Here is a 10,604-nt window from a genome sequence, read left to right on the forward strand (position 1 = left end):
TGACCAGGATGGAACGGCGGACCCTGTTGCGCGCCGGCGCCGGCGCGGCCCTCATCGGCGGGCTCTCCGCCCCGGCGCTGGGGCAGGATTCCCGCGCGCGGACCATGCGCTTCGTGCCCCAGGCCAATCTGACGAGCCTGGACCCGATCTGGACCACGGCCACCGTGACCACCAATCACGGCTACTACCTCTTCGACACGCTCTATGCCGTGGACGGGCGCAACCAGCCCCGGCCGCAGATGGCCGAGGGGCACGAGGTGCTGGAGGATGGCCGCCGCTGGAGCTTCCGGCTGCGCGAGGGGCTGCGCTTCCATGACGGCGCGCCCGTGCGCGCCGCGGATTGCATCGCGAGCATCAGGCGCTGGTGCGTGCGCGATCCCTTCGGCCAACTCCTCGCCCGCGCCGTGGCGGAATGGCGGGCGGTGGACGACCGGACCTTCGAGGCGCGGCTGAGCCGGCCCTTCCCGCTGATGCTGGACGCGCTCTCCAAGCCGGATGCGAGCGTGTGCTTCATCATGCCCGAGCGGCTCGCCCTCACCGAGGCGACGCGAGCCATCACGGAGATGGTGGGCTCCGGCCCCTATCGCTTCCTTCCCGGCGAGTACAATTCCGGCTCGCGCGTGGTGTACGAGAAGTTCGACGGCTACCTGCCCCGCCAGGAGGCGCCGAACCGGGCCTCGGGCGGCAAGGTGGCGCATCTCCAGCGCATCGAGTGGCACGTCATCCCCGATGCTTCCACCGCCGCGGCCGCGCTGACCAATGGCGAGATCGACTGGTGGGAGCGCCCGCTCTCCGACCTGCGGCCGGTGCTCTCCCGCAGCCGCGAGATCCGGCAGGAGGTGCTGGACGTGGAGGGGCGGATGGCGCTGATGCGGCTGAACTGCCTGCAGCCGCCCTTCGACGACCTGCGCATGCGGCGCGCCGTGCGGCTCTCCGTGATGCAGGAGAACTACATGCGCGCGGCGCAGGGCGACGATGCCTCGCTCTGGAGCGATTGCCGCAGCCTCTTTCCCCGGCGCACGCCCTATTACCGGGACCATCCGGACCTGATGCCCGGCAGCCTGGACGCGACCCGGGCGGCGCTGCGCGAGGCCGGCTATTCCAACGGCAAGGTCGTCATCATCAACCCCACGGATTTCCCGGATATCGGGCCGCTGGGCCAGGTGACGGCGGATGCGCTGCGGCGCGTGGGGATGAACATCGAGCTGGCGGAGAGCGACTGGGGCACCGTGATCCAGCGGCGCAACTCGCGCGAGCCGGTGGAGCGGGGAGGTTGGAGCATCTTCCACACCACGGGCAGCGCGAACACCTATTCCAGCCCGGCCATGTCTCCGCTCATCCGCGGCCAGGGCGAGGCGGGGTGGTTCGGCTGGTGGAAGAGCGACCGGGCCGAGGCGCTGACGGCCGAGTGGGTCGACGCGCCCGACGAGGCAACGCGCCAGCGGCTCGCGGGGGAGATCGGGCGGCTGGCGCTGGAGGAGGTGGCCACCATTCCCCTGGGCCAGTTCACCATCCGCACGGCCTTCCGGCGGAACCTGACGGGGATGCTGGAGGGCAGCACGCCCTATCCCTGGAACATCCGGAGGGCATGACCGGCGCCGCGGCGCTTATGCCGCAGTGCAGCGTTCATAGGTCCCTCCATTGAGGTTCCCGCGCGCGCATTCACGCGCTACACGCGGCGGTCCTGGCGCCCCATAATGGGGTGAAGAGCGGGAGGATGCCGATGGACGACGTGCGACGGGGCAACGGGGATTCCCGCACCGCCCGCATCACGCGCGAGGAAGCGCTGGCGCTCCACGCGGAGGGCAAGCCCGGCAAGCTGGAGATCCGGCTGACCAAGCCGCTGGCCACTGCGCGCGACCTCTCCCTCGCCTATTCCCCAGGCGTGGCCGAGCCCTGCCTGGAGATCCACCGCGATCCCAGCCTCGCCTATGACTACACGGCCAAGGGCAACATGGTCGCCGTCATCTCCAACGGCACGGCGGTGCTGGGCCTGGGCGATCTCGGCGCCGTTGCGGGCAAGCCGGTGATGGAGGGCAAGGCGGCGCTGTTCAAGCGCTTCGCCGACGTGGACTCCATCGACCTCTGCGTGGACGCCTATGACGTGGACGAGTTCGTCAACTGCGTCCGCTTCCTCGGCCCCTCCTTCGGCGGCATCAACCTCGAGGACATCAAGGCCCCCGAGTGCTTCGTGATCGAGCAGCGCCTGCGCGAGATCATGGACATTCCCGTTTTCCATGACGACCAGCACGGCACCGCCATCGTCGCCGCCGCCGGCCTCATCAATGCCTGCCACCTGACGGGCCGCGACCTCAGGACGACGACGCTGGTGATCAACGGCGCGGGCTCGGCCGCCATCGCCTGCGCGGAACTCCTGCGCGCCATGGGCATGCGCCCGCAGAACATCGTCATGTGCGACACCAAGGGCGTGCTCTACCGCGGCCGGGTGGAGGGCATGAACCAGTGGAAGTCCGCCCATGCCAACGACACGGAGGCGCGGACGCTGGCCGAGGCGATGCGCGGGGCGGACGCCTTCTTCGGCCTCTCCAAGAAGGGCGCGGTGACGCCGGACATGGTGCGCGCCATGGCCGAGAAGCCGATCATCTTCGCCATGGCCAACCCCGACCCGGAGATCACCCCGGACGAGGCCAAGGCCGCGCGCCCCGACGCCATCGTCGCCACCGGGCGCTCGGACTATCCGAACCAGGTGAACAACGTCCTCGGCTTCCCCTTCATCTTCCGGGGCGCGCTGGACGTGCGCGCGACGACGATCAACGAGTCCATGAAGATCGCGGCCGCCGAGGCCCTGGCGATGCTCGCGCGCGAGGACGTGCCGGAGGAGGTGGCGGGCGCGGGCGGCGGCGCGGGGCTGCGCTTCGGGCCGGAATACATCATCCCCCACGCCTTCGACCCCCGGCTGATCTCGCGCGTCTCCCCGGCAGTGGCCAAGGCGGCGATGGAGAGCGGCGTCGCCCGCAAGCCCATCATCGACATGCCGCACTATGCCCGTTCGCTCGCGCAGAAGCTGGACGCGGCGGGCGGCGCGCTGGAGGCGATCACCGAGCGCGTGCGGCAGAACCCGCGCCGCGTCGTCTTCGCCGAGGGCGAGGAGGAGAAGACGATCCGCGCCGCGATCGCCTTCCGCAACGCGGGCTACGGCACCCCCGTGCTGGTGGGGCGCGAGGACCGCATCCATGCCTGCGTCGCCGCGCTCGGCGTGCCGCTGCCGGAGGGGGTCGAGATCCACAACGCCGCGCGCTCGGACAGCAACCGGCGCTACGCGGAATACCTCTACGCCCGCAAGCAGCGCGAGGGCTTCCTCTTCCGCGACGCCCAGCGCGCGGTGAATCTCGACCGCAACATCTTCGCCGCCTGCATGGTCGCGCTCGGCGATGCGGATGCGCTGGTCACCGGCACCACGCGGTCCTACTCGGCCAGCCTGAAGCAGATCGCCCTCGCCATCGATCCGGCGCCGGCCTCCGATGGCGGGCCGGGCGTGCTCTTCGGCCTCTCCCTCCTGCTCACGCGCCGCGCGGGCACCGTGCTGCTGGCCGACACCGCCATCCACGAGCGCCCGGATGCCGCGACGCTCGCCGAGATCGCGGTGCAGTCCGCCGCCCAGGCCCGCCGGATCGGGCTGGAGCCGCGCGTGGCCTTCCTCTCCTTCTCGACCTTCGGCGACCCGCGCTACAGCGTGATCCCGGAGACCGTGCGGAGCGCCGTGCGCCTGCTGGACGAGCGGGGCGATGTCGGCTTCGAGTACGATGGGGAGATGGCGGCGGATGTCGCGCTCGATCCCTCGCTGCGCGCGCTCTATCCCTTCTGCCGGCTGAGCGGCGCGGCGAACGTGCTGGTCATGCCCGGGCTGCACGCCGCGCACATCCTGTCCAAGGCCGTGCCGAAGCTGACCGGCGCGACCTCCATCGGGCCGCTGCTCATGGGGCTGTCCAAGCCGGCGCAGATCCTCTCGATCGCCTCGGGCGTGAACAACATCCTCGACATGGCCTGCCTCGCCGCGCACGAATCGCTGGCGAAGTAGGCGGGGTCATCGGGAAGGGCGGCTCAGCGGCCGCCCTTCTCCACGATGAAGCCGATCGAGGTGGAGACCAGTCCCTGGATCGAGAGCCGCAGGTGCGGCGGCTCCGGGATGGGCAGGGGGGATTCGCTGCCGGGATAGGGCGGCAGGTCCACGAACTGGTCGAGGATGCCCGTGCCCGTGCCGAAATCCACCGGCAGCATGCGGTGGCCGGCGAGGGACAGGCGCGCCTCCAGCTCCTCGATGTGGCGGCGCTGGAAGAGGACGGTGGTGCCCTCCTCCACCGTCCGGCCGTCGGGGTCCATGTTGAACTCGGTGGTGTGCACGGCCACCCCGCCCGGGCGGAGGCACTTCATCGCCTCCACCACGAAGTCGAGTCCCTGCCGGATGGAGCCGCAATGCTCCAGCGAGCAGATGGACCAGAGGAAGTCGAAGCCGCCGTGCAGGTCGGCGGGGATTCCGTTCATGTCGAGCGCGCGCATGGCGACGCGGTCGTTGAAGGTTTCCAGGTCGATCAGGCCGGGCTTGAAGATCGTCTCCACCCGCCCGCCATGCTGGTCCGTCTCGATCCAGTTGCGGGCGCGCAGGTCGGTGGCGTCGAGGTCGGTCGCCAGGATCTCCGCGCCGCGCGCGGCGAGGAAGCTCGGCAGCCATTCCGCGCCCACCGCGAAGCCGAGGCCCCGGCGGCCCGGCGCCATCATGCCGCGCTCGTACAGGGCCTGGAGGGCGTAGCAGTCCTCCCAGACCTTGCGGTGGTACATCGGCACGAAGCCGATCTGGCCGCACCAGTGGCGGAGCCAGTGGCTCTCGATGTCCTCCTGCCGGCACAGGCGCCCGCCGAAGCCGGTCTCCACGGGGTCGGGGGGCAGGGGCGCGAGCCGGCCCGCGAGCCCGGCCTCGTAGAACCCGCTGGCGATGGCCGAGCCGAGCACCTTCGTGTTCCAGGCCGCCAGCTCCGCGTTGCGGGCCGCGACGCCGGAGGCCCTCTCCAGCGACTGGAGCTTGCCGAGGAGCTGGCCCGGCTCGATGCGGCGCAGGCCGCGGGCCAGGGAGCGGATGCGACGGAGCAAGGGCGTCTGGTCCAGAAAGACAGGTCGGCCGCGCCGGGGTGGCGGGCCGTGAGGGTTCCTAACTACCGATCCGGTTCCGATGTGACCACCCTGTGAAACGCCCCCGCCATTGCCGGCCCCCTTCCGGCGGGATCACCGGGATGGAAAGCGGGGAGCAGAGGCCGCCCTAGCTGTCCAGCCGAATCCCCAGCTCGCGGATCAGCGGCCGCCACTCGGCGTTCTCCCGCCCCACGAAGGCGGCGAAATCGGCGGGGGAGAGGTCGGCGCGCTCGATGCCGAGGGTGGTGAAGCGGGCCGCCATCTCCTCCGAGGCGACGGCGCGGGTGAGCTCCGCCGAGAGGCGGGAGATCACGGGCGCCGGGGTGCCCGCGGGCACCGACACGCCCTGCCATCCATGGGCGACCGCGTTGGGAACGCCCAGCTCGCGCGCCGTCGGCACCTCCGGGCTGGTGGGGGAGCGCGCCTCGCTCAGCACGCAGAGCGCCCGCACCTTGCCGTCGCGGATGAAGGCGGTGCCCGTCGCGCAGTCGATCATCACGCTGTCCACCGTCCCGGCCAGGAGGTCCTGCATGGCCGCCGGGCCGCCGCGATAGGGGACATGGGTTGCCTCGAAGCCGGCGCGGCGTCGGAGCATCTCCATGGCGAGGTGGTGGGGCGAGGCGACGGCGGGGCTGCCATAGGTCGGCGCCCGCGCCTTCGAGGCCGCGACATAGCCGGCGAGGTCCCGCACCGGGCTGTCCGCGCGGACCACGAGGAAGAGGGGGAAGCGCCCGATGAAGCCCACCCCCGCGAGGTCCCGGTCGGGGTCGTAGGGCAGGCGGGCGTAGAGGGCGGGGTTGTAGACGAGGATGCCGTTGTCGACGTGCAGCAGGGTGTAGCCGTCCGCCGGGCTGCGGGCCGCGGCCTCGCTCGCCACGACGGCGCCGCCGCCGACGCGGTTCTCCACCACCACGTTGTGGCCGAGGCGCGGGCCCATCTGCGCCGCGATGAGGCGCGCGAACAGGTCGGAAGGGCCGCCGGGCGGGTAGCCGACGATCATCCGCAGTGGGCGGTCGGGCCAGGCGCCCTGCGCTCCCGCCGCCAGGGGGGCGAGGGAGGCGGCGCCGAGGCCCAGGGCCCCGCGCGCCAGGCCGCGGCGCGTCAGCATCGGGAGGTTTTCCTTCGAATCCGGTGCGGGATCATGGGGCAGCCCGGCCGCCGCGCCAATCGGATCGCGCGCGGAAGCGCCCCGCGCCGGGCCGCCTAGCCCGCGTCAGAGGGGCGGGCGGGCGCTCAGCCCGGATCCTCGGCGGGCGCGGCGCGGGCGAGGCCGCCGAAAGCGTCCAGCAGCCGTCCGCGCCAGGCGTGGAGGGGATCGTCGGGCGCGAGGAGCGGGAAGGCGGAGACGCAGCGCGCCCATTGCAGCGGCCCGAAGACGATGTAGTCCGCCGCCCCCGCCGTGGGGCCGGAGAGCCAGGGGCGCTCGCGCAGCACCATCCGCAAGGGGTGCAGTTCCTTGCGGAAGGCCTTCACCCCGCGCTCCCGGCCGGCCGTCACCTCGGCCAGCGGCTTGCCGAAGCGCGCCTCCCGCGTGCGGGTGAAGTATTCCGCATCCTCCGGAGCGAGATGGGCGGGGATGTCGGAAACGACGAGGCGCGCGATGGCCGGCACCATCACCGAATCCGACCAGGCGTTGACGAAGCGCGACAGGGCCCGCCCGCCCTCCCCGCCGAAGAGGCTGGGGGCGCCGGGCCAGTGGTCCTCGATGTATTCGAGGATGTGCCAGCTCTCGGAGACGCAGCGGCTGCCGTGGCGCAGCACGGGCACCTTGTCCGCCCCGGCATCGGCGATGGCGGCCCGGTCGGTGAAGCGCCAGGGCCGGGCCTCGTGCGGGATGCCCTTATGGGCGAGCGCCATGCGCACGCGCCAGCAATAGGGAGAGAAGCGCCGGTCGGGATCGGCGCCGCAGAGATCGTGGAGGATCACATCCATGCCGCCTATGCTGCGCCGGGAATCGAACGGGGGGAAGCGCGTGGGGATGGATGCGTTGCTGGCGCTCGACCAGGGCACGACCTCGACGCGCGCGATCCTGTTCGACGCCGCGCTGAACCCGCGCGCGACGCATCAGGTGGAACTGCCACAGCACTTCCCCGCGCCGGGGCGGGTGGAGCACGCGCCGGAGGACCTTGTGGCGCACTCCATCGCCTGCCTGCGCGGCGCGATGGAGCGGGGCGGCGCCGGGGCGGCGGATGTCGCGGGCATCGGCATCACCAACCAGCGCGAGACGACGCTGCTCTGGGACCGCGCCACGGGCCGTGCCGTCCACCGCGCGATCGTCTGGCAGGACCGGCGCAGCGCCGCCATCTGCGACCGCCTGCGCGCCGGGGGGCTGGAGGATCTGCTGACGGAGCGCACGGGTCTGCTGGCGGACCCGTACTTCTCCGCCACGAAGCTCGTCTGGCTCCTGGAGAACCTGCCCGGCCTGCGCGCCCGGGCCGAGCGGGGCGAGCTCGCCTTCGGCACGGTGGACAGCTTCCTGCTCTGGCACCTCACCGGCGGCCGCGTCCACGCGACGGACGCCACCAACGCGGCCCGCACCATGCTGCTGAACATCCGCACGGGGGAGTGGGACGAGGAGATCCTGCGCGCCCTGGACATCCCGCGCGCCCTGCTGCCCGAGGTCCGGGACTGCGCGGGGGCCTTCGGCACCACCGACCCCGCCCTGCTCGGCGCCGCCATACCCATCCGCGGCGTGGCGGGGGACCAGCAGGCGGCGACGCTGGGCCAGGCCTGCTTCCGGCCGGGCATGGCGAAATCCACCTACGGCACGGGCTGCTTCATGCTGCTCAACACGGGGGAGACGCCCGTGCGCTCCACCCACCGCCTGCTCACCACCATCGCCTGGCAGATCGGTGGCGTCAGGACCTACGCGCTGGAGGGCGCGATCTTCGTCGCGGGCGCCGCGGTGCAGTGGCTGCGCGACGGGCTGGGCATCATCCACAGCGCGGCGGAGGCGGGGGAGCTGGCGGCGCGGGCCGATCCGGATTCCGGCGTGGTGATGGTGCCCGCCTTCACCGGCCTCGGCGCGCCGCACTGGGATGCGGGCGCGCGCGGCGCCATCCTCGGCCTCACCCGAGGCTCCGGCGCGGCCGAGATCGCGCGCGCGGCGCTGGAGAGCGTGGCCTGGCAGACGCGGGACCTGCTCGACGCCATGCGCGCGGACTGGCCCACCCAGGACGGAAAGACGATGGGCGACACCGTGCTGCGCGTGGATGGCGGCATGACGGCGAGCGACTGGACCATGCGCTTCCTGGCGGACGCGCTGGGCTGCCCGGTGGACGTGCCGGCGGTTGCGGAGACCACGGCGCTGGGCGCGGCCTATCTGGCGGGGGTGGAAGCCGGCCTCTGCCCGCCGCCCGGGGACAACGCCACGCATTGGCGCCGCCGCGTGCGCTTCGAGCCTGATATGCCGGCCGAGGGGGCCGCGCGGCGCCACGCGGCGTGGAAGCGGGCCGTGGGGCAGGTGCTCGGGCGCTGAGCCCGCTCAGCGCTGGCGGAGCCCTTCCCCGATCTGCTTGGCCAGTTCGTCCAGCGACATCTGCCGCCAGCCCGCCGGCGCGCGGAAGAGGGCGGGGTCCTGCGGGCCGTAGGCGACGCGGGTGGCGAGGTAGCTCGTCTCCGCCTCGTCTCCCTCGCCCTCCACGCGGCGGAGAAGCACGCCGTCGGCGGTGACGCAGCTCCGCTCCACCTCGGCCTCGTCCTCCGGGCTCTCCTTCGCCCTCTCCACGCGCCAGACCGTGCAGCGCTGGCCCGCGATCTCGGCCGCGCCCTCGCGCGAGACCTTGTCGCCCGGCTTCACGTCGCCGAGGGCGAGGCTGCCGACTTCGCGCTTGCGGTCGTCATCGTCGCCGGGCAGGCGGACATAGGCGCGCTGCGCGTCCATCAGCATGATTATGTTGCGGCCGCGCATGTCGTAGATCATCGCGCCCCCCGCATCGCCCATCCCCTCGGCGCGCATGGTGGAGTCGGCGGCACGCCAGAAGAAGCGCATCTCGCCCCCTTCGGAGGTGCGGTAGGTCACGGCCACGTCGCGCGTGGGCATCGGCGGCGGCGCGGATTGCGCGAAGGCAGCCGCCGGGGCGAGCAGGACGAGGCTGAGCAGCGCGCGAAGCATGGATGAACCCTCCCCCGCCCAGCCTGCACCGGGGGAGGGTTCGGGTGTCAACTACCCCACCGCCCCGCGCGTGTTCACCACCACGGCGTAGAGCGAGCGCGCCGCCGCGATGAAGAGCCGGTTCCGCCGCAGCCCGCCGAAGCAGAGATTCGCCGCGCGCTCGGGCAGGTCGATATGGCCGATCGGGGCGCCGGCGCTGTTGAAGACCCGGACCCCGTCCTGCTCCGGCGTGCCCATGCCCCAGCCGCACCAGAGGTTCCCGTCCTCGTCCAGGCGGAAGCCGTCCGGCGTGCCGCCGGGCTCGGCGGTGATGAAGTCACGGCGGTTTGAGAGGCGACCGTTCCCGTCCACAGAATAGGAGAGGATTTTTCGCGGGTTGGTGCGGCTCTCGACGACGTAGAGGATCGACTCGTCCGGGCTGAAGGCGAGGCCGTTCGGCCCCTCGATGCCGTCCGCCGCCACCTCGATCGTCCCGCGCGCGGGATCGACGCGGTAGACGTTCTGCGGCAGCTCGCTCTCGGCGCGCTCTCCCTCGTTGTCGCTGAGAATGCCGAAGGGCGGGTCGGTGAACCAGATCGTGCCGTCGGACTTCACCACCACGTCGTTGGGCGAGTTGAGCCGCTTGCCCTCGAAGCGGTCGGCGATCACGGTGATGCGGCCGTCATGCTCGGTGCGCGTCACGCGGCGCGTCAGGTGCTCGCAGGTGACCAACCGGCCCTCGCGGTCCCGCGCATTGCCGTTGGCGTGGTTGGACGGCGCGCGGAAGACGGTGGTGGCGCCCGTCGCCTCGTCCCAGCGCAGCATGCGGTCGGTCGGCACGTCGGACCAGATGAGGCAGCGGTGGTCGCCGAACCAGACGGGCCCCTCGCCCCAGCGCGTGCCGCCGGCCAGCTTCTGCACGGGGCCGTTCATCACGCGGTAGCGCGCGAAGGAGGGATCGAGGTCCCGCAGCCGCGGATCGGGCGTGCGGGGGGAGGGAGTCCAGGGGGTCTCGTTGTCGAAGGTCGCTTCCATGCGGCGGAGGCTGCGCGGAGGCGCAACCCGCCGCAAGCCCCTCACGTTGGGGAATCACGGACGAAATTCGGAGGTAAACCCTGTGCGAGGCATTCTCCTGTGGCTGATCGGCATTCCCATCCCGATCATCATCCTGCTCTGGCTCTTCGGCGTGCTGAGCTGACCCGCCAGGGGTCAGGCACACCATCCCTGCCCGGATGAACGGAAAGCCGCCCCTTGGGGCGGCTTTCTTTTTACGGGTGGGTCCGTTACGTCCGGCGTGTCGGGTTCGGCCTCTCTGTCGGGGGGTGTCGTGCCACTCCCCTTCCGGGGGGATGTTTGTTGCTGGAGA

At 72.0% G+C, this 10,604-nt stretch carries 8 protein-coding genes; 3 read left to right on the top strand and 5 right to left on the bottom strand.

Annotated features, from left to right (window positions below):
* The first annotated feature begins 8 nt into the window (after positions 1–8).
* Together FHS87_RS15185 and FHS87_RS15190 are read left to right on the top strand one after the other, a co-directional pair.
* A complete protein-coding gene (locus FHS87_RS15185; protein ID WP_184520086.1) occupies positions 9–1,592 on the top strand; it encodes an ABC transporter substrate-binding protein in 1,584 nt (527 codons plus the stop codon).
* 131 nt (positions 1,593–1,723) lie between these two features.
* Entirely contained in the window at positions 1,724–4,039 is a 2,316-nt protein-coding gene (locus tag FHS87_RS15190; RefSeq protein ID WP_184520089.1) for an NADP-dependent malic enzyme, read from the top strand.
* A 23-nt stretch (positions 4,040–4,062) separates the two neighbouring features.
* Here FHS87_RS15190 and FHS87_RS15195 read toward each other — a convergent pair whose 3' ends face one another.
* The 3 genes from FHS87_RS15195 to FHS87_RS15205 all read right to left on the bottom strand — a co-directional run bounded on the left by FHS87_RS15195 (position 4,063) and on the right by FHS87_RS15205 (position 7,077).
* Positions 4,063–5,106, bottom strand: a complete 1,044-nt coding sequence (locus FHS87_RS15195) for a class I SAM-dependent methyltransferase (protein WP_246418425.1) — start codon at positions 5,104–5,106, stop codon at positions 4,063–4,065.
* Positions 5,107–5,272: 166 nt separating this feature from the next.
* Positions 5,273–6,253 carry a Bug family tripartite tricarboxylate transporter substrate binding protein gene (locus FHS87_RS15200; RefSeq protein ID WP_184520093.1) on the bottom strand — a complete coding sequence of 327 codons (981 nt, stop codon included), beginning with the start codon at positions 6,251–6,253 and terminating at the stop codon, positions 5,273–5,275.
* A 125-nt stretch (positions 6,254–6,378) separates the two neighbouring features.
* Positions 6,379–7,077, bottom strand: coding sequence for a glutathione S-transferase family protein (locus tag FHS87_RS15205; RefSeq protein ID WP_184520096.1), 699 nt, complete (start codon positions 7,075–7,077; stop codon positions 6,379–6,381).
* On the opposite strand from FHS87_RS15205, the gene glpK reads away from it, so the two are divergent.
* Complete coding sequence (gene glpK, locus FHS87_RS15210) at positions 7,076–8,623, top strand: glycerol kinase GlpK (protein ID WP_246418426.1); 1,548 nt, start codon at positions 7,076–7,078, stop codon at positions 8,621–8,623. The two genes, FHS87_RS15205 and glpK, sit on opposite strands and share 2 nt — an antisense overlap.
* 6 nt (positions 8,624–8,629) lie before the next feature.
* Here the strand turns inward: glpK and FHS87_RS15215 are convergent, their stop codons facing one another.
* Complete coding sequence (locus FHS87_RS15215) at positions 8,630–9,259, bottom strand: hypothetical protein (protein ID WP_184520099.1); 630 nt, start codon at positions 9,257–9,259, stop codon at positions 8,630–8,632.
* A 51-nt stretch (positions 9,260–9,310) separates the two neighbouring features.
* A complete protein-coding gene (locus FHS87_RS15220; protein WP_184520102.1) occupies positions 9,311–10,273 on the bottom strand; it encodes an SMP-30/gluconolactonase/LRE family protein in 963 nt (320 codons plus the stop codon).
* Positions 10,274–10,604 lie beyond the last annotated feature (331 nt).

The organism is Muricoccus pecuniae (assembly GCF_014199205.1).
Lineage (GTDB): Bacteria > Pseudomonadota > Alphaproteobacteria > Acetobacterales > Acetobacteraceae > Roseomonas > Roseomonas pecuniae.

Excerpts from the sequence above, each read along its gene's own strand:
- FHS87_RS15215 (WP_184520099.1), bottom strand. The coding sequence starts at position 9,259 with ATGCTTCGCGCGCTGCTCAGCCTCGTCCTGCTCGCCCCGGCGGCTGCC.
- FHS87_RS15185 (WP_184520086.1), top strand. The coding sequence starts at position 9 with ATGGAACGGCGGACCCTGTTGCGCGCCGGCGCCGGCGCGGCCCTCATC.
- FHS87_RS15200 (WP_184520093.1), bottom strand. The coding sequence starts at position 6,253 with ATGCTGACGCGCCGCGGCCTGGCGCGCGGGGCCCTGGGCCTCGGCGCC.
- FHS87_RS15205 (WP_184520096.1), bottom strand. The coding sequence starts at position 7,077 with ATGGATGTGATCCTCCACGATCTCTGCGGCGCCGATCCCGACCGGCGC.
- FHS87_RS15220 (WP_184520102.1), bottom strand. The coding sequence starts at position 10,273 with ATGGAAGCGACCTTCGACAACGAGACCCCCTGGACTCCCTCCCCCCGC.
- glpK (WP_246418426.1), top strand. The coding sequence starts at position 7,076 with ATGCCGCCTATGCTGCGCCGGGAATCGAACGGGGGGAAGCGCGTGGGG.
- FHS87_RS15190 (WP_184520089.1), top strand. The coding sequence starts at position 1,724 with ATGGACGACGTGCGACGGGGCAACGGGGATTCCCGCACCGCCCGCATC.